18 protein-coding genes are annotated in these 20,726 nt (G+C 71.1%); 10 read left to right on the plus strand and 8 right to left on the minus strand.

Annotated elements, in window-relative coordinates; translation table 11 throughout:
* Positions 1–18: 18 nt before the first annotated feature.
* Positions 19–1,050, minus strand: a complete 1,032-nt coding sequence (locus SMD20_RS44420) for an NADP-dependent oxidoreductase (protein WP_329593318.1) — start codon at positions 1,048–1,050, stop codon at positions 19–21.
* A gap of 91 nt (positions 1,051–1,141) precedes the next feature.
* Between SMD20_RS44420 and SMD20_RS44425 the strand changes: the two genes are divergently transcribed.
* Complete coding sequence (locus tag SMD20_RS44425; protein WP_329593319.1) at positions 1,142–1,585, plus strand: MarR family winged helix-turn-helix transcriptional regulator; 444 nt, start codon at positions 1,142–1,144, stop codon at positions 1,583–1,585.
* Positions 1,586–1,605: 20 nt separating this feature from the next.
* Complete coding sequence (locus SMD20_RS44430) at positions 1,606–2,343, plus strand: ABC transporter permease (RefSeq protein ID WP_329593320.1); 738 nt, start codon at positions 1,606–1,608, stop codon at positions 2,341–2,343.
* A gap of 87 nt (positions 2,344–2,430) precedes the next feature.
* Here SMD20_RS44430 and SMD20_RS44435 read toward each other — a convergent pair whose 3' ends face one another.
* On the minus strand, positions 2,431–5,124 hold the full coding sequence (locus SMD20_RS44435; protein ID WP_329593322.1) for a fibronectin type III domain-containing protein: 2,694 nt from the start codon (positions 5,122–5,124) through the stop codon (positions 2,431–2,433).
* Positions 5,125–5,344: 220 nt separating this feature from the next.
* On the opposite strand from SMD20_RS44435, the gene SMD20_RS44440 reads away from it, so the two are divergent.
* Entirely contained in the window at positions 5,345–6,298 is a 954-nt protein-coding gene (locus tag SMD20_RS44440; RefSeq protein WP_329593325.1) for a carbohydrate ABC transporter permease, read from the plus strand.
* Positions 6,299–6,308: 10 nt separating this feature from the next.
* The gene (locus SMD20_RS44445; RefSeq protein WP_329593327.1) at positions 6,309–7,190 is read left to right on the plus strand and encodes a carbohydrate ABC transporter permease; all 882 of its coding nucleotides are present in this window, start codon (positions 6,309–6,311) and stop codon (positions 7,188–7,190) included.
* Positions 7,191–7,222: 32 nt separating this feature from the next.
* Here SMD20_RS44445 and SMD20_RS44450 read toward each other — a convergent pair whose 3' ends face one another.
* Positions 7,223–8,611: a DUF4832 domain-containing protein gene (locus SMD20_RS44450; RefSeq protein WP_329593328.1), complete on the minus strand. Its 1,389-nt coding sequence runs from the start codon at positions 8,609–8,611 to the stop codon at positions 7,223–7,225.
* 145 nt (positions 8,612–8,756) lie between these two features.
* Here SMD20_RS44450 and SMD20_RS44455 point away from each other — a divergent pair, with 145 nt between their 5' ends.
* Genes SMD20_RS44455 through SMD20_RS44465 form a run of 3 tightly spaced genes read left to right on the plus strand, consistent with a single transcriptional unit; the run spans position 8,757 to position 12,875 of the window.
* Complete coding sequence (locus SMD20_RS44455; protein WP_329593330.1) at positions 8,757–10,124, plus strand: ABC transporter substrate-binding protein; 1,368 nt, start codon at positions 8,757–8,759, stop codon at positions 10,122–10,124.
* Between the two features lie 51 nt (positions 10,125–10,175).
* On the plus strand, positions 10,176–11,669 hold the full coding sequence (locus SMD20_RS44460; protein WP_329593332.1) for a glycoside hydrolase family 36 protein: 1,494 nt from the start codon (positions 10,176–10,178) through the stop codon (positions 11,667–11,669).
* Between the two features lie 48 nt (positions 11,670–11,717).
* On the plus strand, positions 11,718–12,875 hold the full coding sequence (locus SMD20_RS44465) for an ROK family transcriptional regulator (RefSeq protein ID WP_329593334.1): 1,158 nt from the start codon (positions 11,718–11,720) through the stop codon (positions 12,873–12,875).
* A 12-nt stretch (positions 12,876–12,887) separates the two neighbouring features.
* On the opposite strand, the gene SMD20_RS44470 is transcribed toward SMD20_RS44465, so the two are convergent.
* Positions 12,888–13,709 carry a DeoR/GlpR family DNA-binding transcription regulator gene (locus tag SMD20_RS44470; protein WP_329593335.1) on the minus strand — a complete coding sequence of 274 codons (822 nt, stop codon included), beginning with the start codon at positions 13,707–13,709 and terminating at the stop codon, positions 12,888–12,890.
* Entirely contained in the window at positions 13,706–15,019 is a 1,314-nt protein-coding gene (locus SMD20_RS44475) for a family 4 glycosyl hydrolase (RefSeq protein WP_329593337.1), read from the minus strand. The genes SMD20_RS44470 and SMD20_RS44475 overlap by 4 nt, the downstream gene beginning before the upstream one ends.
* Before the next feature lie 184 nt (positions 15,020–15,203).
* On the opposite strand from SMD20_RS44475, the gene SMD20_RS44480 reads away from it, so the two are divergent.
* From SMD20_RS44480 to SMD20_RS44490, 3 genes are all read left to right on the plus strand, one after another.
* On the plus strand, positions 15,204–16,460 hold the full coding sequence (locus SMD20_RS44480; protein WP_329593339.1) for an MFS transporter: 1,257 nt from the start codon (positions 15,204–15,206) through the stop codon (positions 16,458–16,460).
* 199 nt (positions 16,461–16,659) lie between these two features.
* Positions 16,660–18,057, plus strand: a complete 1,398-nt coding sequence (locus SMD20_RS44485; protein ID WP_329593341.1) for an FAD-dependent oxidoreductase — start codon at positions 16,660–16,662, stop codon at positions 18,055–18,057.
* Positions 18,058–18,289: 232 nt separating this feature from the next.
* Positions 18,290–18,673, plus strand: coding sequence for a metalloregulator ArsR/SmtB family transcription factor (locus tag SMD20_RS44490; protein ID WP_329593343.1), 384 nt, complete (start codon positions 18,290–18,292; stop codon positions 18,671–18,673).
* A 107-nt stretch (positions 18,674–18,780) separates the two neighbouring features.
* Here the strand turns inward: SMD20_RS44490 and SMD20_RS44495 are convergent, their stop codons facing one another.
* From SMD20_RS44495 to SMD20_RS44505, 3 genes are read right to left on the minus strand one after another with little or no spacing between them, the layout of a single operon-like run.
* Positions 18,781–19,197, minus strand: a complete 417-nt coding sequence (locus SMD20_RS44495; protein WP_329593345.1) for an arsenate reductase ArsC — start codon at positions 19,195–19,197, stop codon at positions 18,781–18,783.
* Positions 19,190–20,284, minus strand: a complete 1,095-nt coding sequence (gene arsB / locus SMD20_RS44500; protein ID WP_329593347.1) for an ACR3 family arsenite efflux transporter — start codon at positions 20,282–20,284, stop codon at positions 19,190–19,192. The genes SMD20_RS44495 and arsB overlap by 8 nt, the downstream gene beginning before the upstream one ends.
* A complete protein-coding gene (locus SMD20_RS44505; RefSeq protein WP_329593349.1) occupies positions 20,281–20,640 on the minus strand; it encodes an ArsR/SmtB family transcription factor in 360 nt (119 codons plus the stop codon). Before SMD20_RS44505 ends, arsB begins: the two co-directional genes overlap by 4 nt.
* Between the last annotated feature and the right edge of the window lie 86 nt (positions 20,641–20,726).

The raw sequence follows: 20,726 nt of genomic DNA on the forward strand, positions 1-20,726 counted from the left end.
CGGTGGACGAACTGCGGGTCAGGCCTGATCCTGGAGCCGGACGACGGCCTTGCCGATCGTGGGCGCTCCGCTGTGCAGCAGACCCAGCAGGGCTTCGGGCACCCGCTCGATGCCGTCCAGCACCGTCTGCCGGTGGACGATCTCGCCCGAGCGCACCCAGGCACCCACCTCGGCGCGGAAGGCGGGCATCTGGTCCTGGTGATCGGTGACCAGGAACCCGCGCGCGGTCGCCCGCTTGGTGACCAGTTCGTACAGGTTCCGCACGCCGTGCGGCTCCCGGCCGTCGTACTGGCTGGCCATTCCGCACAGGGCCAGCCGGGCGCCGACCCGGAGGTGGCCGATCGCGGCCTCCAGCTGGGCGCCGCCGACGTTGTCGAACACCACGTCGATGCCGTCCGGCGCGGCCTGTGCGAGGTGCTCACCGGCCGCGCCGTCGTGATGGTCGAAGGCGGCGTCGAAACCGAGGTCGTCCACCAGATGGCGTACCTTGGCGGACGATCCCGCGCTGCCGATCACCCGTTTGGCGCCCCGCAGCCTGGCGAGCTGGCCGGCGATGCTCCCGACCGCGCCGGCCGCTCCCGTGACGAACACCGTGTCGCCGGGTCGCACCGCCGCCACCTGCATGATGCCCAGCCATGCCGTCAGGCCCGTCACACCGAGCACGCCGAGAAAGATCTCGGCGGGCAGATCGCCGGTGTCGAGCGGGACGATCCCGGACGCGTCGATCACGGCGGCCTCGCGCAGGCCCAGGAAGTGCTCGACCACCTGGCCCGGCTTGACGCCGTCGGCGCGGGACTCGGCGACCACGCCGACCGCTCCGCCCTCCAGCGGAGCGTTGAGCGGGAACGGGGGGATGTAGGACGGGCGGTCGTCCATCCGGCCACGCATGTACGGGTCCACCGACAGGTGTGTGTTGCGAATCAGGACCTGGCCGGGCCGCAATTCGGGAATCGGGGCTTCGACCAGCGCGAAGTCGTCGGTTGACGCCTTCGCCCGCGGCCGTCGTGTCAGGTGCCACTCGCGGGCCCGTCCCTTGCTGGTGACCGTCATCGGGACATCCCTTCCTCAGATACTTGATCCAATCAAGCATGCATCCTGGCACACATACTTGAGTGCATCAAGTTCTTGGTAGAGTGGCTCCATGGCCGTACCGACGGGGCCCGTCACCGCCTCGACCGATGCCGAACGGGCGATGTTCGACTTCGTTGACGCCTACGACCGCGCCTACGAGACCGCCGCCCTGGAGCAGGGCCTGAGCGTGGCGCAGGCCTGCGTGCTGGGGCGGCTCACCCGGGAGATCGGGATGCGGGAACTGGCCGACGAGCTCGGCTGCGACGCCTCCAACATCACCCAGATCATCAGCAGGCTTGAGGCGCGCGATCTCGTCCGCCGCCGCCCGCACCCCAACGACCGCCGCTCCCGGCAGATCGTCCGGACCGACGAGGGAATCGCCCTCTACGCCGCCTTCGAGAAGTCCTTCGCGTTCGCCCGGTCCGCCGTCGCCAACCTGACCGCCCACGAACAGGACCAACTGGTCACCCTGCTCCGCAAGGCCCTCGACGGAACACGAGAACCGAACCGCTGACTCCTGTGCGCTCCTCCTCTTTGATCTCCCTCACCCCGGTCCTGCCCGTCGCGCTGGTGGCTCTCGCCGCCCTGGGGGCGCTGGTGGCCTGGCTGGGCCGCCTCGGCCACGGGCGGGCGGTGCTGACCGCCTGCCTGCGGGCGGTCGTGCAGCTCGGCGCGGTCTCCCTCCTGATCACCTGGGTGATCGCCTCCTTCGCCGCGACGACGGGCTTCATCCTGCTCATGTACGCCGTCGCCGCCTTCACCGCGGGCCGGCGCATCACGCCCGGCAGGGCCGGCTGGTGGGCGGCGGTGCCGATCGCCGCGGGCACCGCGCCGGTCCTCGCCCTGCTGGCCGCCACGGGCGTGATCGACATGGAGTCGATCGTGGTGATCCCCATCGCGGGCATCCTGCTGGGCGGCTGCATGACCGCCACCGCGCTCGCGGGACGGCGGGCCCTGGACGAGCTGGAGCAGCGCAGGGGAGAGGTGGAGGCGGCGCTCGCGCTCGGCCTCCTGCCGAGGGACGCGGCGCTGGAGATCTGCCGGTCGGCGGCGAGCCAGGCCCTGGTGCCCGCCCTGGACCAGACGAGGACCGTGGGCCTGGTCACGCTGCCCGGCTCCTTCGTCGGGATGCTGCTGGGCGGGGCGAGCCCGATCGAGGCGGGGGTCGTACAGCTCGTGGTGCTGGTGGCGCTGCTGGCCGCCGAGGCGCTGGCCGTGCTGGTCACGACCGACCTGGTCGCCCGCGGGTTCATCACGCCCGCCGCCCGCTGACCCGCGCGGCGGGCCGGACCCGCGCAGAGGCCGCTGACCGCTCCTTCCGTGACGGGCAGCGGCTCTCTGGCGGTTTCCCCGGCGGTCCTATTCGAAGCGGATCTCGTCGATGGTGACGGTGGAGGCGCCGCCGTACCAGAAGCCCATGGCGAGCTGGCCGGGGGAGCCGCGGTTGATGCCGTTGGCGGCCATCGGGATCCTGATGGTCTGGTAGGCGGTGGTGATGGCGGGGTGCGCCCCGCCGTCCAGGACGTAGTCGGCGAGGACCTTGGTGGTGCCGCCCAGGCCGAGGTTGAAGTGGGTCTGCTCGCCGCCCGCGGCGCCCTTGACGCGGAGCACCAGGTGGGTCTTCGAGCCGAGGTCGACGCCGACGTCGCTGCCGAACCAGCCGCAGTTGTCGTAGCGCAGGGACAGCGCGCCGCCCGTGACGACGCCGGAGCCGCCGCCGTCGAGGAAGCAGTTGCCGCCCGTCCACTTGCCGAGGTCGTTCTTGGCGCCCGACGGGTAGGGCGGGCTGCCGTCGAAGTCGTCCAGCACCAGGCCGGTGCCGCCGGAGGCCGGCTCCGTGACGACGGTCAGCGGGGCGCTCGACGGCGACAGGTTGCCCGCGGCGTCCCTGGCCTTGACCGTGTAGGTGTAGGTGGTCGCCGGGCTCAGGCCCTCGTCGGTGTGGGCGGTGCCGGTGGGCGAGGCGATCTTCGTTCCACCCCGGTACACCTCGTAGCCGGTGACCCCGACGTTGTCGGTGGCCCCGCTCCACGACAGCGACACCGACGTGGCGGTCTTGCCCGTCGAGGTCAGCGTGGGTGCGGTGGGCGCGGCGCAGTCCCCGGCGCATCCGGTCGTGGTGGCGCTCACGGCGGCCGAGCGGCCTGAGACGTTGCCGGCGTTGTCGACCGCCTCGACGGTGTACTGGTAAGTGCGGCCGGCGGTCAGCCCTGTGTCGGTGAACGCGGTGCCGGTGACCGGGGTCGCGGTGACCTTGGTGCCCGACCGGTAGACGTCGTAGCCGCGCAGGCCGCTGCCGCCGGTGTCGGTCGAGGCGGACCAGGACAGCGAGACGCTGGTGTCGGTGCGCGCGGTGACGGCCAGACCGGACGGGGTGGACGGCGCGGCGCAGTCACCGCCGCAGGTGCCGGTGGTGCTGACCGTGCCCAGGTCCACCCAGCCGTCGGCGCCCTGGTTGGCGTTGGCGAACGACAGCGGATAGGCGGGCCGCCATCTGTCGATGATCCAGTCGGTGAGCCGTACGGACGCCGGGCGGCTGCGCAGTACGTCCTTCGTGATGGTTTCGAGGGGGTTGCGCACCCGCAGCACGAGCTGGTAGCCGCCGGCGGGCACGCCCGCGGCGTTGAGGTTGGCCGAGAAGTTCACCGGGCGGCCGTAGTCGAGGTAGGTGGGGTCGGCGCCGGCGTTCCAGTCGGGGAAGGCGCGGATCTTGAGCGGCTGGACGGTGCGGATGTCCCAGTCGGTGTCCCAGGTCTTGACCACGTTGCCGCCGGAGTCGCGCAGCCCGAGGACGAACTTCCACGGATAGTAGAAGGGCGCCACCCCGTCGTTCTGGACGGTGACGCCGACCTTGAAGGTGCCGCCGGCGGCGGCGTTGAAGTTGGCCTGCGGGATGTGCAGGTTGTAGCCCATCTTGCGGACGCCGGCGGCGACCTTCGGATCGGTGACGCTGTACCCTCCCGCGCCCGTCTGGTTGATCATCCAGCTGATGTGGGTGAGCTCGGTGGCGGCGAGCACGTCGTCGACCTGGCCGCCGCCGGCGGGGTAGTTCGCGTACAGGGTGCCCTGGATCTCCGGCCTGGCCTCGCCGCCGATCGACTGCCTCGTCCAGCGGTTCTCGGTGCCGTTGTCCAGCATGATCTGGGTGAACGCGTCGTCCCAGCCGTTCATGGAGCGGGGCAGGGTCATGCTCTTGAGCTGGCCGCCGCGCGACTCCTTGTAGGGCCAGGAGTCGTCGTGGAAGCCGATGTCGGCCGTCTGCGTGCCGGCCAGGCCCGGGTAGCGGACCTCGAGCTGGATGTTGTCGAACGCGGCGTCGTAGGCCGCGATGAGGGTGCGGATGGTGGCGTCGGTCGGCATCAGGTCGGGGTAGCCGTCGGCGGTGTCCCGGTCGTAGGGCCAGGTGTGCCATTCGCCCCACAGCCCGACCAGTCCGAGGGACATGAACCCGATACGGGGATCGGCCGTGCCCGCCGGCCCCGCCTTGTCGTAGCGGGCGGCGAAGGCGTTGATGAAGGTGACGAAGGCGGCGATGACGTCGGGGTCGTCGTAGTCGGGGCTGACGGTGCCCCAGAAGCCGTTGGTGCGCAGCGCCGTCTTCCCGTTGAGACACGGCGGGATCCCGTTGCCCGGGTGGGAGCCGGAGCCGCCCGGATACTCCACGTAGAACCGGAAGGCGACCTGGCGGCCCCACACGGCGGCCTCGTCCAGCGCCCTCTCGAAGAGGGTCCAGTCGAAGGCGTTGCAGTCCGAGGGGTTCGTCATGATCTCGTTGAGGGCGAAGTAGGTCCACATGACGCCGCCGGGGTACTTGGCGTCGTAGTTGTCGCCCGGGAACAGGTAGGGGGCGAATCCTTTCAGCGGCTGCCCCACCGGCGTGGGGGCGTACGCGTAGGTGTGGGTGGTCAGCGTCGTGTCCGGGGGCGGCCCGGCGGGCGGCCGGGCGGGTGGGCCGGCGGGGGCGGCCGACGCGGGGAGCGCCGTGCCGGACAGCAGGGTCGTGACGGCGAAGAGGGAGGCGAGGAGGGAGGCGAGCCGACGTCTGATCTTCATGAGACCTCGCGAAGGGGGGTTGGTTGCCACAGCGAAACCTGGGCGTAACGAATGAAAGCACGGAGCCTTCGCTTACGCCAGGTCCAACTTTTGCTATCGCAAGCCAGTCGGCGCTTCCGCCAATATGATGAGCCCTTGACAAAATATCGATGGGACGCATCATTATTACCCATACCGGCCGCGCGGAACGCCGGCCAGCGGCAGTCGACAGGGAGCGTCCATGCAAGCGGTGGGGACACGACTCGATGCCGGGACCGACCAGCGGCAAGGGCTGCTCGGCCGGCCTGGCCGCGCGCCGCGCCGACGACGGGACGACCGCCGTGTCGCGTGGTTGTTCCTGCTGCCGGTGCTCGTCGGTTTCGCGGTCTTCTACGCCTACCCGACGGCCCGGGGCGTCTGGTACTCGTTCACGGACTACAGCCTGCTCGCCGATCCGGAGTACGTCGGCGCCGACAACTACCGCCGGCTGGTCAGCGACGGCCAGTTCTGGAACGCCCTCAAGGTCACGGGCTACTACGTCGTCGTGAACATCGCCTCACAGACGCTGCTCGCGCTCGGGCTGGCCGCGCTGATGCACCGGCTGACCCGGTCGGTCGTCCTGCGCGCGACGCTGCTGGTGCCCTGGCTGGTGCCGAACGTGACGATCGGCCTGCTGTGGGCCTGGCTGCTGGACCCCGATCTCGGGTTCGTCAACCATCTCATCGGCCTGACCGGCCTCGACACGACCCTGTCCTTCAACTCGCCGGACTGGGCGATGCCCCTGGTGGCCCTGGTCAACACCTGGACCTTCACGGGCTACACGGCACTGCTGCTCTACGCGGGGATGTTGCAGATCCCGCCGCACCTGTACGAGGGCGCGGCGATGGACGGCGCGGGCGAATGGCGCATGTTCCGCTCGATCACGCTGCCGCTCCTGCGGCCGATCCTGGCCCTGGTGCTGGTGGTGTCGCTGATCGGCTCGTTCCAGATCTTCGACACGGTCGCGGTCGTCTACGGCGGCAAGGCTCCGATCCCGGAGACCCGGGTCATCTACTACTACATCTACCAGCGGGCCTTCACCTACTTCGACATGGGATACGCCTCCGCCCTGGCGATGGTCCTCGTGGTCATCCTCGGCGTGCTGACGACCCTGCAGTTGCGGATGCTGCGCGCGTCGCGTTCGGACCTGGGCTAAGGAGCTTCGGATGTTCTCCGGCATGAAGATCGGCAGGAGGGCCGCCTGGCTCGCCCTCCTCGTCGCGGTCGTGCTCACCGTCTTCCCCTTCTACTGGATGGTCCGCACCGCCCTGACCCCGGCGGGCGACCTCTACACCGACTCGATCGGGCTGTGGCCCGGCAACCCCACCCTGATCAACTTCGCGCGGGTGCTGGGGCTGGTCGACGCCGAGACGGCCAGAGCCGCGGGCGGGTCGGGCGCGCAGCTGAACTTCCTGCTGTACACGATGAACTCGCTCATCTACAGCGGCCTGATCGCCGTCGTGCAGACCTTCTGCTGCGCCATGGCCGGCTACGCCTTCGCGCGGCTGCGCTTCCCCGGCAGGGACCTGGCCTTCGCCGTCATCATCGCCGCGCTGATGGTGCCGCCGATCTTCACGATTCTGCCCAACTTCGTGCTGGTCAAGCAGCTGGACCTGCTCAACACCATCCCGGGGCTGGTCCTGCCCAGCCTGCTGATGACGCCGTTCGCGGTGTTCTTCCTGCGCCAGTTCTTCCTGTCCATTCCCCGGGACGTGGAGGAGGCCGCGACGCTGGAGGGCATCGGCCGGTGGGGGATGTTCTGGAAGATCGTGCTGCCCATGAGCCGCGGCCCGCTGATCACCATCGGGCTCACCACGGTCGTGTGGAGCTGGAAGGACTACCTGTGGCCGCTGCTGGTGGGCAAGGGCGAGGCCACCCGCGTGCTCACCGTCGGGCTGGGCGTGTTCCTCCAGCAGTCGCCGAACCGGGGGCCGGACTGGACCGGCATCATGGCCGGGTCGGTGCTGTCCGTCATCCCGGTGCTCATCCTGCTCGTCTTCCTGGGCAAGCGGCTGGTGCAGTCGATGAACTTCTCCGGCATCAAGTGACGGGGGGTGCGGCCGGAGCCGCGCCCCTCGCGTCAGGAGACCCGGATCCGCCCGAGGGTCAGCCAGCCGGGAACGGTCGTGTCCTGGCCCGCGTTGGCGAAGCGCAGCGGCACGCCGTTCCTCAGCGGGTTGGCGGCCCGCAGGACCAGCGTGTAGTCGCCCTTCGGCAGCCCGAGCGGCAGGGACGCGCTGAGCTCGGCGGGCTCGCCGGGCATGACCCGGGTCAGCTTCCATGAGGTCGTCCAGGTCCGGGCGATCCGCCCGTCCCGGCCGGTCGCGGCCACCTGGACGGGCCAGTCGTAGGGGAACGGGGCGACGCCGTCGTTGCCGATCCGTACGGCGAGGTCGAGGCCGCGGCCCCGCTGCTCGGTCCGCACCGCCGTGACCCTCAGCTCGTAACCCAGCGACTTCGCGCTCTTCAGCGCCTGCTCGTAGGCGGCGCCGGTGTATCCGGGGCTGAAGGCGTGGTGGTTGAGCAGCCAGGTGGCGTGCGTCTGGGCGACGCTCGTCGCGAAGTCCTTGTCCCCGTCGCCGGGGCAGTCCATCGGCGTGTTGAACAGGCAGCCCTGCAGCTCGGGCCGCAGCTCGCCGCCGTTGGGGTTGGTACGCCACTTGTCGGTGGCGCCGGCCTGCCGCATCAGGTCCATGAAGTGCCAGCCGGGGCCCGGCAGGGTGGAGTACGCGAAGGAGTCGTCGTGGTAGCCCAGGTCGTGCGCCTTGTTGTCGGCGCCGGGGTAGCGGACCATGAGCCTGGTCCGGTCGAAGGCGTCGTCGTAGGCGTTCAGCACCCTGAGCTGCCCGGCCTGGGAGGCGAACCAGTTCTCGGTGCCGGGGTCGCCGTTGTGCGGCCAGGTGTGCCATTCGCCCCAGAAGCCCAGCAGGCCGAGCTGGACGAACCCGATCCGCGGGTCGCCGTCGTAGCGGCGGCCGAGCGCGGCGATGAACCGGTCGAGCGCGGCGGCCAGGTTCGGGTCGTCGTAGTCGGGCGACACGCTCTGCCCGTCGTTGCCGAAGTCGTCGTACGGCCGGGTCAGCAGGCCCTGGTCGAGCAGGAACCGCGGGATGCCGCTGGGCTTGCCCGGATAGTCCAGGTAGAAGCGGAACGCCGCCTGGTGGCCCCGGCCGGCGATCGCGTCCAGTTGCTCGTCGAGCGCCCGCCAGTCGAAGCGGTGCGCGCCGGTCATCACCGCGTTGAGCGGCAGGTAGAACCACTCCATCGAGTGCGGGAACGTCGTGTAGGCGCCGGCGTACGGGATGAAGCCCTTCAGCGGGTTGGCGTCCGGGGCCTGCCCTGCCTCCAGGGTGCGCCAGCCCGGTGCGGCGGCCGAGGCCGGGGTCGGGGCGGGCAGCGCCGTGACGGTCGCGGCCAGGAGGGCGACGAGCGCCATCCGGGCGGGCCGGCCGGTGGGGGAGTGGACCATCGAAGCCTCCACAGGACGATCGCCAAGGCATTTATGAGGCGGCCTTGACAAATATTTGATGAGCCACATCATTATTCGAGAGAGCTACCAAGGCAAGAGGCAACTTCTGGGCCCTCGGCCCCACCCCCAGGAAGAGGCACCTCCCATGATCAACAAGAAGCTGGCAGGAGCGGCGCTGTGCGCGCTGCTGGCGGGTACCACGCTCACCGCCTGCGGCGGTTCGGAGACGGGCGAGCAGGCGGGCGGCGACGGGGGCGGCCAGGTCACACTCGACTACTGGCTGTGGGACGACAACCAGCTGGCCTCCTACCAGGCCTGCGCCGACGCCTTCCAGAAGGCGAACCCGAACATCACCATCAAGATCACCCAGACGGCCTGGGCGCAGTACTGGCAGAACCTGACCACGCAGCTGGCCGCCGGCGAGGCCCCCGACGTGTGGACCAACCAGGTGTCGTACTACCCGCAGTTCGTCTCCAGCCGGCAGATCCTCGACATCCAGCCGTACGTCGAGTCCGACAAGATCGACCTGACGCAGTACCAGGACGGCCTCGCCGACCTGTGGACCAAGGACGGGCAGCGCTACGGCCTGCCCAAGGACTGGGACACCGAGGCGATTGTCTACAACGCCGACCTGCTCGCCAAGGCCGGCGTCAAGCCCGAGGAACTGGCCGACCTGACCTGGAACCCCACCGACGGCGGCACCTTCGAGCAGGTCATCGCCAAGCTCACCGTCGACGACAAGGGCCGCAACGGCCTGGACCCGGACTTCGACAAGAACAACGTCGCCGTCCACGGATACCAGCCGGAATGGAACGACGGCTCCCAGGGCCAGAACGGCTGGGGCGAGCTGGCCGCCGCCAACGGCTTCACCTACCTCGACAAGAACCCGTGGGGCACCCAGTACAAGTACGACGACCCCAAGCTGATCGAGACCATCAGCTGGTACAAGGCGATGACCGACAAGGGGTACGCGCCCCGCTTCGACAAGCAGTCGACGCTCGGCATCGACGCCGTGATGAACTCCGGCAAGGCCGCGCTCACGATCGCCGGCTCCTGGACCATCAACACGTACATGGGTGACGGCGCCCAGCACAAGTTCGCGCTCGCGCCGCTGCCCGTCGGCCCGGTCGGGACCCGCAAGAGCGCCATCAACGGGCTCTCGGACGCCATCTGGGCGGGCACCGAGCACAAGGACGCCGCGTGGAAGTGGGTGAAGTACCTCGGCTCGGCCGCCTGCCAGGACGTCGTGGCCGCCAACGCCGTCGTGTTCCCCGCCATCAAGACCTCGGCCGAGAAGGCGCTGGCCGCCCACCAGGCCAAGGGCCGTGACGTGCAGGTGTACGTGGGCTACACCAAGACGCCTGGCGGCACGTTCCTCCTGCCGATCACCGACCACGGCACCGAGATCAGCCAGATCGTCCAGGACGCCCTGCAGGCGGTCATCCTCGGCCAGATCGAGCCCGCCGAGGCGCTGAAGAAGGCCAACCAGCAGGTCAACGCCCTGTTCGCCTGACCGTTCCGCAACCTGCCCCGCCGCTCGAACACCGCTGCTCGAAGGAGAACCATGCCCCTGCTCGTCGACCTGGCCGGTCGTGCATTCGCGATCGAGCTCACCGGTTCCGAGCCCCCGACGCCCGTCGCCGGCGGTCTCGTCCTGCCGTCCGGACGGGTCGCGATCCTGCACGGTCTCGCCGACGCCCTGTTCTACCGGCATGGCCAGAACTCCTGGAGCCCATGCGGGTGGCGCCGGCTCAGCGAACCCCCTTTGCGGATCGCCAACCCGCAGCGGCGCCTGACCGCGGACGACACGATCTGGGACGACCCCGCCCGCCACCACTCCTCGGCCGTGGCCGCGCTGCAGGGCGACGACGGGCAGGTGCTCCTGCTGGGCTCGCTCGGGCTGGGCACCCCCCGCCTGTCCGCCGACCACGACACGCTGGCCGGCTGGTACGAGGACGACGGCGCCCCCTGGTTCCTGGCCTACGGCCCCGAACAGGAGGTCTTCGCCCGCTACACCGACCAGCTCGCGGCCCGCCTCGGCAGCAGCGACCGGCAGGCCGGCAACGTCTGGTGCACCTGGTACGCCTACTACGAGGGCGTCAGCGAGCAGGTGCTGAACAAGGATCTCGCCGCGCTGGCGGGCCTGCCGTACGACGTCGCCCAGATCGACGACGGCTGGGAGGTGGCCGTCGGGGACTGGGAGCCCAACCACAAGTTCCCCTCCGGCATGCGCGCCCTGACCGAGCGCATCGCCGCCGCCGGCATGAGGGCGGGCCTGTGGCTGGCCCCGTTCATCGTGCTGCCCACGTCGCGGACCGCCCGCGAGCACCCCGAGTTCCTGCTGCGTGACGCCGATGGGCAGCCGGTCGTCGCCGGGCACAACTGGGGGACCTCCTACTGGGCCCTGGACCTCACCCATCCCGGCGTCCAGGACCACCTCACCGAGCTGATCCACAAGGTCGTGCACGAGTGGGGCTTCACCTACCTCAAGCTCGACTTCATCAACGCCGGAGCGGTCCCCGGCGTCCGGCACTCCGGCGCGCCCCGCGAGCAGGCCTACCGGGACGCGCTCGCCCTGATCCGGCGCGTCGCGGGTCCGGAGGTCTACCTGCTCGGCAGCGGCGCCCTGCTGCTGCCCTCGCTCGGCCTGGCCGACGGGCTGCGCAGCGGCCCCGACGTCGCCCCGCTGTGGACCAACTACGCCACCGACGACCCGTCGGACGCCATGGCCTACAACGCCGTGGTCAACACCTTGCACCGGCTGTGGCAGTCACGCCTGCTCCAGGTCGACCCGGACATCGTGTACTTCCGCAGCCGGCTCAACCTGCTCACCGAGACGCAGATGGGCTGGCTGCAGGACCTGGCCGCGATCTGCGGCTTCAAGGCGGTCTCCGACCCGCCGTCGTGGCTCAGCGCGGACGAGCTCGCGCACCTGACGGCCTACCTGGCCGAGCAGCCGGAGATCGTCCGGACGGGCCGCTACAGTTTCGTCATCGGCGGCCGTACCGTGGACTTCGCCGCCGCCCTGGGACCGGGGCAGCAGTATCCGATCTCCTGACGGAGCGCTAGAATTACGCTGAATCGAAGCATAATCGGGGGTGCAGGGGTGCCGGAGACGGCCGGAGCGGACGTCAGCAAGCTGCGCGAGATCAACTCGCTCAGCATCCTGCGGGCGATGCGCGGCCAGCCACCCGTCACCGTCACCGAGCTCGCCCACCGCACCGGCCTGTCCCGGCCCGGCACCGACGTCGTGGTCCGCGGACTGGTCACCGACGGATGGGTGCAGGTCGTCGAACCCGACGGCAGCAGCGTCGGCCGCCCCGCCCGCCGCTACCGCTTCAACGCCGGCGCCGGGCACGTGCTCGGCGTCGACGTCGGCGTCCACAAGATCCTCGTCCTGCTCGCCGACCTCGAAGGGCAGGTGCTGCACAGCCACCGGCTCCCGGTCGAGCCGGACGCCGACCCCGCCGCGCGGCTCCAGGCCCTCGACACCGCCATCACCCAGTGCCTGGCGGACGCCGGGATGCCGCCCGGCCAGATCTGGGCGGTGACGGTCGGCGTGACCGGCCCGGTCGACGCCACGGGCCGCACCACGCTGTTCACCCCGCTGCCCGGCTGGGCGAGCGTCTCGCCCGCCGAGCATCTGTCGGCCCGCTTCACCTGCCCGATCCTGGTCGAGAACGACTGCAAGCTCGCCGCCGTCGCCGAACGCTGGAAGGGCGCCGCGCAGGACGCCGACGACATCGTCTACGTGCTGGCGGGCATGCGCACCGGCGCCGGCCTCATCCTCGACGGCACACTGCGGCGCGGCTACGCGGGAGCGGCCGGCGAGATCGGCGCGCTCAAGGCGGTCCGCTGGCTCTCGGCGCCCTCCCACATCGAAAATTGCCCGGGGGTGCCCGAGGGCATCCACCCCAACGACAAGGCCGCCTGGGTCTTCGAACGCGCCCGTGAGGGCGACCGCCACGCCCGCCAGGCGCTGCGCCGCTACGTCAAGGACCTGGCCGTGGGCGCCGCGGCTCTCGTGCTCGCGCTCGACCCGCAGGTCGTCATCCTCGGCGGCGGCTACTCCCGCTCCGCCGACCTGCTCATCGAGCCCTTCGAACGGGAGCTCGGCCGCCTCTGCCTGCGCGTCCCCGAGATCCGGGCCTCCGACCTCGGCGCCGACAGCGTCGCACTCGGCGCGCTGCGCGTCGCCCTGGACCAGGTCGACGCCCGGCTGTTCACCGACGGGATGCCCGCCCTCCCCGCCCTCCCCGCCTGAGCGACTCGGGCGTCATGTCGCCAGCTCGACGCCGACGCCCCGCTCCCGTACGGCGCTGACGAAGCTGGGCGCCGCGCCCGCGTCGCTGACGAGGAGGTTCACCTCCGACAGCGCGCAGATCGGCGCCAGCCCGATCCGGCCCAGCTTCGTGGAGTCGGCCAGCACGACCCGGCGCCGGGAGGCATGGATCATGCGCTGTCTCAGCTCGGCCTCCAGCAGGTTCGCGCCGGTGACACCGGACTCCAGATGGACACCGTGGCACCCGAGGAACACCGTATCGGCGTGGATGCGCTCCAGCATGGCCGCGCCGAGCGGATCGACGAGCGCGTGCGTGGCCGGTCGAAGCGTTCCACCGGTGACGAGGACGGAGAACCGCGGAATGGCGGGCTCCAGCTCCGCCGCGACCCGCAGGCTGTTGGTGAAGATCACGACGTCGGTCAGGTCGCCGCGGGCCACCAGCTCGCGGGCCAGAGACGTGGCCGTGGTGCCGGAATCGATGATGATGTTCTCGCCGTCGGCCACCAGCGCGGCGGCGTGCCGGGCGAGCTGCAGCTTCTCCAGCGCCAGCCGGTCCACCGCCGTGCCGTACGGCGCCTCGCCGGGCGACGGCGCGGCCTTGACGTGCATCGCCCCGCCGCGCACCCGGCGCAGCGCGCCCTGACGGCCGAGCACCTCCAGATCGCCGCGGATCGTCACACTGGACACGCCGAACGTCTCCGCCAGGTCGGTGACCCGGACGAACCCGTGCTCCAGCACCAGCGCCACGATGCGTTCGCGCCGCAACGGCGCCCCGGAGTCGCCGGCGGGAGGCGCCGAGGGCGCCGGGTCCTTCATCGGCCCGCCCCGCCGCGCGTGATCCCGGCGGGCAGATATGCCGCCTGAGCCGCGATGATGTCGTCGCACACCGCCTGGATGTCGGCCGGTGGGAGGGTCGCCGAGGTGTTGGGGTCGAGCATGGCCGCCTGGTACACCGCCGATCGTCGCTCTTCCAGGACCGCTGTCGTGGTCAATTCCACCACATTCAGGAACGACCGGTTGAGCGCCATGAGCTGGACGGGCAGGGCGCCGACCGGCCTGGGATGGATCCCCGCGCCGTCCACCAGGGCGGGCACCTCCACGCAGGCGCCGGCCGGCAGGTTGTCGATCAGCCCGTCGTTGGGCAGAGTGAGCTGCACCTCGCGCGGCGTGCCGGTGAGCATCGAGTGGATCACTTCGGAGGCCATCTCGAAGTGCTTCCACCGGGCCAGCACCGGCTCGCCCGCCGCCAGCGCCGCGCGCAGCCGCTCGTCGGCGTCGTGTTTGCGCAGCCGGCGCCGCAGGCCCTCGTTCAGCGGCGGGTTGAGTCGGCGCACTTCCTTGTCGTGGGGCAGGAACCAGGGCACGTACTCGGCCGCGTGCTCACTGGACTCGGTCGGGAAGTAGCCGAGACGCCGGTACATCTCGGCGCGCACGTGCCCGCGCAGCTCCGCGTCGGCGGCCATCACGAGGTCGAGCTCCTTGTAGAGCGACAGTCCGCCGCTTTCGAAACGGAGCACGAACGCCTGGTGGTTCAGCCCGGCGGTGAGGAAGTCGATGTCGTCGAGCTCGCGGCCGATCAGGTCGGCGAGCAGCGCGTGGGTGTCACGGACCGAATGGCACAGCCCGGCCACCCGGCGCAGCGGCGTGCCCGCGAGCACGGCTCCGCACAACATGGCCAGGGGGTCGGTGTAGGTGAGCAGCCAGGCGTGGGAGCACAGCCGTACCATGTCGCGCGCCAGATCGAGCAGGACGGGGATGGCGCGCAGGCCGCGGAAGATGCCGCCGAGACCGAGCGTGTCGCCGACGGTCTGGCGCACGCCGTACCGGTGGGGGATCTCGAAGTCCGCCCGCGCCGCCTCGTAGCCGCCCACGTCGATCTGGCAGACGACGAAATCGGCGCCGGTCAGCGCCACTTCACGGTCGGCGCCGGCCTCGATCGTCGCGCCCGCGCCCGTCTCGGCGTTCAGGCGGCGGGACAACAGCTCGGCGGTCGCCAGGCGGCCGGGGTCGATGTCGTGCAGCGCCACCCGCAGGCTGCCGGCCAGTTCGGGGCTGGACATCAGGTCGGAGAGGATCTTGCGGGTCAGTTCGACGTTGCCCGCGCCGACCAGGGCCACTTTCGCCATGCGAACCTCCTCGAAGCAGGAGCTTACCTCTCGGAAAGCGTGCGAGCTGGACAGCGTCACCTCGGCTGAGTATCTTCTCCGGGTCCCGCCCGACCTGCCCGGAACCGAAACGGCGTGCCCTTTCGCCACCGAAAGCGGCGCCCCAGGCCAGGTGACCGCCCCCCGCAGCGAAGGAAGCCGCCTCGTGACCGACCTCGTCCCGCTGCGCAAGAACGCGCGCTTCCAACTGCTGTGGGTCGGCAGCGCGGTCTCCGAGCTGGGGTCGGAGCTCACCAGGCTCGCCATGCCGCTGCTGGTGCTGGCGCTCACCGGCTCGCCCGGCCTGGCGGGCGTCGTCGCCGGAGCCCGCACCGTCGCCTCCCTCGCGGTCCAGATCCCGGCCGGCGTCTGGGTGGACCGGTGGGACCGCCGCCGCACGCTCATCACCGCCCAGGGCCTCCAGGCCGTCGTGTCCGCGCTGCTCACGGCGCTCGTCATCACCGGTGACGTACAGGTCTGGCAGTTCGTCACGCTGGCGGTGCTGGACGGGCTGTGCGCCGCGTTCGTCGGTCCCGTCCAGGACACGGCGATCCGCGGCATCGTCCCCCCGGGCCAGCTGCACACCGCCTACGCGCAGGAGGAGGCCCGCACCCACGCGGCCGGCCTCATCGGCCCGCCGCTCGGTGGATTGTTGTACGGCCTGGGGCGGGCGGTGCCGTTCGTCGTCGACACCCTCACCTTCCTCGCCGCCACGCTCTTCTACGCTCTCGCGAAGGTGCCACGCCGCCCGGCGGACGAGCCACGGACCTCGGCACGGGACCACGGCGAGGAGCGGCGGGGCATGCGCCGGGAAGCGGCCGAGGCCGTCGCGTGGCTGTGGCGCCGGCACGGCCTGCGGGAGGCCACCGCAGCGGTGATGGTCCTCAACCTGCTGGGCGGAGCGTTCCTCATCCCGCTGATCGTGCTCGTCGGCGAACGCGGCGGCGACGCGCGCGTCACCGGCACGGTCCTGGCCGGTCTCGGCATCGGCGGCCTGGCCGGCGCGCTGCTGTCGGGCCGTATCAGCAGGCTCCTGCCTCCTGGCAGGCTGCTGATAGCCGTCGTGACGGTCTTCGGCGCCGCACTGGCGGCCACGGCGCTGCCGTGGGGGGCGTGGTGGCCGATGGTTCCGCTGGTGTTCATCACCTTGTCGACGCCCTCGCTGAACGTGGTGCTGAACGTGGTGATCGCACGCATGGTGCCGGAGGCGATGCTCGGCCGGACGGGCGCGGTCCTGAGCATGAGCGGAATGGCGCTCAAGCCCCTCGGGCCGGTCCTCGGCGGGACGATGGCCGCTGCGCTGGGCGGCGCGGCGACGCTCGTCGTCCTGGGCGGCCTGCTCGGCCTGACCGCCGCCGTGGCCGCACTCAGCCCGCACCTGCGCCACTTCACCGGAGAAGCCCCCGCCGCCGGAGTCCCGTAGTGGGGGACTGCGCCGGGGTGCTGAGCCACCTGGGCCCGGAGTGGCAGCACACCCCCTCCTTCCACGCGGCCCGCTGATTAGATGTAACTCTAATTTGACAAGCCTCTAAGTCGTCGGGCATCCTGCCGCTGAAGCTACTTAGACAGCCTTCAAAACAGAGCGGACCGGCGCGGCCCGCGCAACGACGAGGAGAAGCACCATGAGCGGATGCTGCGGCCCCACCGCCGTCGAACTCGAGCCCAGCCGCCAGGCCCCACAGCCTGGCGACCTGCCCATCGTGGTCATCGGCGCCGGCCCGGTCGGCCTGGCCGCGGCGGCCCACCTCACGGAACGAGGTCTCGACTTCGTGGTGCTGGAAGCGGGGGAGCAGGCAGGCGCATCGGTGGCCCAGTGGGGACACGTCCGGGTGTTCAGCCCGTGGAAGTACAACATCGACGCCGCCGCCCGCCGCCTGCTGGAAGCCGACGGCTGGAGCGCGCCGGACGCCGGGTGGCTGCCCACCGGCGCCGAGCTCATCGGCGACTACCTCGCCCCACTGGCCAAACTGTTCGGCGACCGGGTCCGCACCGGCGCGAAGGTGACAGCGATCAGCAGGCTCGGCTACGACCGGGTCCGCACCGCGGGGCGCGAGCAGGCGCCGTTCCTGATCCGGCTGGCCGACGGCAGTGAGCTGCACGCCCGCGCCGTCATCGACGCCTCCGGCACCTACGCCACCCCCAACGTGCTCGGCGCCTCCGGTCTGCCCGCCCACGGCGAGAGCGACGCGGCGGAGCTGGTCGACCACGCGCTGCCCGACGTGCTCGGCGCCGACCGCGACCGCTACGCCGGCAAGCACGTCCTGGTCGTCGGCGCCGGCCACTCGGCCGCCACCACGCTGCTCGCCCTGGCCCAGCTGGAGGACACCCCGATCACCTGGGCGATCCGCGCGGGCAACGCTGCCCGTACGTACGGCGGCGGCGAGGCCGACGCGCTGCCCGCCCGTGGCGCGCTCGGCACCCGCCTGCACGCCCACGTCGAAAGCGGCCGCATCCGCCTGGTGACCGGGTTCTTCACCCACGCCATCGAACGCGACGGCGAGCAGGTACGGGTCATCAGCCGCGACCCGTCCGGCCACGAGCAGAGCGTGACCGTGGACCAGATCGTCAGCGCGACCGGTTACCGCCCCGACCACGCCATCGCCGGCGAGCTGCGCCTCGACCTCGACCCGATCCTCGGCTCCACCCGCGCCCTCGCACCGTTGATCGACCCGAACGCGCACTCCTGCGGCACGGTGCCGCCGCACGGGGCCGAGGAGCTCGCGCACCCCGAGGACGGCTACTACGCCGTCGGGGTCAAGAGTTACGGCCGCGCCCCCACCTTCCTGCTCGCCACGGGCTACGAGCAGGCCCGCTCCGTCGTCGCCGCGCTGGCCGGCGACTGGGAGGCCGCCCGGGACGTGCAGCTGGACCTGCCCGAGACCGGCGTGTGCTCCTCCAGCCTGGCCGAGGCCCAGGAGCAGCGGGTCGGCCTGGCCACCGGGATCAGCGGCGGACTGCTCGGCACCCCGCTGCCGCTGGCCACCGCGGGGGCGCCCCAGGGCGGCGGCTGCTGCGGCTGACCCGCGCAACGCTGAAGGAGAACCTCGTACCCGCCGTCGATCCTCTCGCCGCCTCGACCGGCGGCGAGAGCGGCCCCTTACCCAGCCGGACCGCCCTGTCGGCGACCTTCGCCCTGCGGGCCGTGGCCACCGTCGCGCTGACCTGCCTGATGCCCACCGCCTCGCTGATCGGCTACCACCGCCTATCATTTGGACGAACGTCGAACCACCCGCCAGTTCCGGAGGCTCCCGCATGACGGCCACCGCCCTGCCCCTCGTCCCGAGAAGCAAGGACGCGCAGGACGCGGTGTGCTGCGCGCCGATCGCCCGCCGGCCGCTCAGCGAAGGCGAGGCGGCCGAACTGGCCGTGCTGCTGAAGGCGGTGGCCGACCCGGTCCGGCTGCGGCTGCTGTCCATGATCGGCTCCCACGCCGGTGGCGAGGCGTGCGTGTGCGACCTCACCGAGGCCTTCGAACTGACCGCCCCCACCATCAGCCACCACCTGAAAGTGCTGCGCACCGCCGGTCGCATCGGCAGCGAGCGGCGCGGCACCTGGGTCTACTACTGGATCATCCCCGACCACGTCGCCCGGCTCGGGACGCTGTTCACCCCGTTGGCCGACCCCGCCCACGCCTGAGCCCGCCCATCAGCCGTTCGGCAGCGCGCCTTCCTGCGCGGTAAGGGCAGCAGACGAAGGCTGTCACCGCTCTGGGCCGCCGCCGCAGATCCTGCTGTTTGTCGGCGTCAGGCCGGCAGCAGCTCGGCGATCAGTTCGCCGACGCGCGCCTTGATCTCGTCCCGGATCACCCGCACGGCGCCGATACCCTGCCCGGCAGGGTCGGCGAGCTTCCAGTCCTCGTAGCGTTTGCCGAGAAAGATCGGGCAGGCGTCGCCGCAGCCCATGGTGATGACGGCGTCGGAGACCTCGACCGCGTCGATGGTGAGCAACTTGGGCTGCTCGCCGGTGATGTCGATGCCCACCTCGCGCATGGCCTCGACCGCGACCGGATTGACCTGATCGGCGGGCGCGGACCCGGCGGAGCGGACCTCGATCCGATCGCCGGCCAGATGGGTGAGCCATCCGGCGGCCATCTGGGAGCGTCCGGCGTTGTGCACGCAGACGAACAGGACGGACGGCTTACTGGTGGCGCTCTCAGGCACGGGTGGACTCCTTGGCGGCGAACAGGCGGCGGCCGGCCAGGCTGACGTAGACCAGGGCGACCAGGACGGGGACCTCGATGAGCGGGCCGACCACTCCGGCCAGGGCCTGGCCGGAGGTGACGCCGAAGACGCCGACCGCGACGGCGATCGCGAGTTCGAAGTTGTTGCCGGCGGCGGTGAAGGCGAGCGTGGTCGTCTTGTCGTAGGGCAGGCCGATCGCCTTGCCGACCAGGAAGCCGCCGCCCCACATGAGCGCGAAGTAGGCCAGCAGCGGCAGCGCGATGCGGGCGACCTCGGCCGGCTGGGAGGTGATGGTGCCGCCTTGCAGAGCGAACAGGATGACGATGGTGAACAGCAGCCCGTACAGGGCGATCGGGCCGACGCGCGGCAGGAAGCGCTGCTCGTACCAGGCCCTGTCTTTGGCGCGCTCTCCGAGCCGTCGCGAGGCGTAGCCCGCGAGCAGGGGGATGCCGAGGAAGACGAGCACGTAGAAGGCGATGTCCCAGGCTGACACGGCGAGCGCCGACTGGGGCAGGCCTAGCCAGCCGGGCAGCACCTCCAGGTAGAACCAGCCCAGGGCGCCGAAGGCGATCACCTGGAAGAGGGAGTTGAGCGCGACCAGCACGGCGGCGGCCTCGCGGTCGCCGCAGGCCAGGTCGTTCCAGATGAGCACCATGGCGATGCACCGGGCCAGCCCCACGATGATCAGGCCGGTGCGGTACTCGGGCAGGTCCGGCAGGAAGACCCAGGCCAGGGCGAACATCAGCGCCGGGCCGAGCACCCAGTTGAGCAGCAGTGAGGAGATCAGCAGCCGGCGGTCGCCGGTCACGGTGCCGAGGCGGTCGTAGCGGACCTTGGCCAGCACCGGGTACATCATCAGCAGCAGGCCGAGCGCGATCGGCAGCGAGATCTCGCCGACCTTGACGGCGTCCAGCACGGTGTTCAGGCCGGGCACCAGACGGCCCAGGAGCAGCCCGGCGGCCATGGCCGCAATGATCCACAAGGGCAGGAACCGGTCCAGCCTCGACAGGGCGCCGATCACGCCGACGGACGGCGCGGTGGCCTGTGCCGGTCGCGTGGCCGTCACCGCGCGGCCGCCGGCGCCTGGGTGGCGGGCAGAGTGAGCAGGGCCGACAGCTCGCCCAGCGTCTCGGGCACCAGCCGGTAGTACACCCAGGAGGCCCGCCGCTCCGAGGTCAGGAGGCCGACCTCCTTGAGCACCTTCAGGTGGTGGCTGATGGTCGGCTGGGAGAGCTCGAACGCGCCGGTGATGTCGCACACGCACACCTCACCACCGGCGCGGCTGGCCACGATCGACAGGATGCGCAGCCGCACCGGATCGCCCAACGCCTTGAACACCCGCGCCACCCCGGCCGCCTGCTCGGCGTCCAGCGGCTCGCGCGTCAGCGGCGGGCTGCACTCCAAGATCCCCAAGGGTTCCACACGTGCTCCGTATAGATGATTATCGATATCGGCTCCTGTCTATATTGACACATGTCGAAGTTCTGGGCACAGCCGATGTCCCCGGC

The organism is Nonomuraea sp. LP-02 (assembly GCF_036289125.1).
GTDB lineage: Bacteria > Actinomycetota > Actinomycetes > Streptosporangiales > Streptosporangiaceae > Nonomuraea > Nonomuraea bangladeshensis.

Coding starts and splice junctions, on each gene's coding strand:
- SMD20_RS44490 (WP_329593343.1), top strand. CDS start 18,290: ATGACGGCCACCGCCCTGCCCCTCGTCCCGAGAAGCAAGGACGCGCAG.
- SMD20_RS44455 (WP_329593330.1), top strand. CDS start 8,757: ATGATCAACAAGAAGCTGGCAGGAGCGGCGCTGTGCGCGCTGCTGGCG.
- SMD20_RS44435 (WP_329593322.1), bottom strand. CDS start 5,124: ATGAAGATCAGACGTCGGCTCGCCTCCCTCCTCGCCTCCCTCTTCGCC.
- SMD20_RS44440 (WP_329593325.1), top strand. CDS start 5,345: ATGCAAGCGGTGGGGACACGACTCGATGCCGGGACCGACCAGCGGCAA.
- SMD20_RS44470 (WP_329593335.1), bottom strand. CDS start 13,709: ATGAAGGACCCGGCGCCCTCGGCGCCTCCCGCCGGCGACTCCGGGGCG.
- SMD20_RS44450 (WP_329593328.1), bottom strand. CDS start 8,611: ATGGTCCACTCCCCCACCGGCCGGCCCGCCCGGATGGCGCTCGTCGCC.
- SMD20_RS44445 (WP_329593327.1), top strand. CDS start 6,309: ATGTTCTCCGGCATGAAGATCGGCAGGAGGGCCGCCTGGCTCGCCCTC.
- SMD20_RS44460 (WP_329593332.1), top strand. CDS start 10,176: ATGCCCCTGCTCGTCGACCTGGCCGGTCGTGCATTCGCGATCGAGCTC.
- SMD20_RS44475 (WP_329593337.1), bottom strand. CDS start 15,019: ATGGCGAAAGTGGCCCTGGTCGGCGCGGGCAACGTCGAACTGACCCGC.
- SMD20_RS44420 (WP_329593318.1), bottom strand. CDS start 1,050: ATGACGGTCACCAGCAAGGGACGGGCCCGCGAGTGGCACCTGACACGA.
- SMD20_RS44425 (WP_329593319.1), top strand. CDS start 1,142: ATGGCCGTACCGACGGGGCCCGTCACCGCCTCGACCGATGCCGAACGG.
- SMD20_RS44485 (WP_329593341.1), top strand. CDS start 16,660: ATGAGCGGATGCTGCGGCCCCACCGCCGTCGAACTCGAGCCCAGCCGC.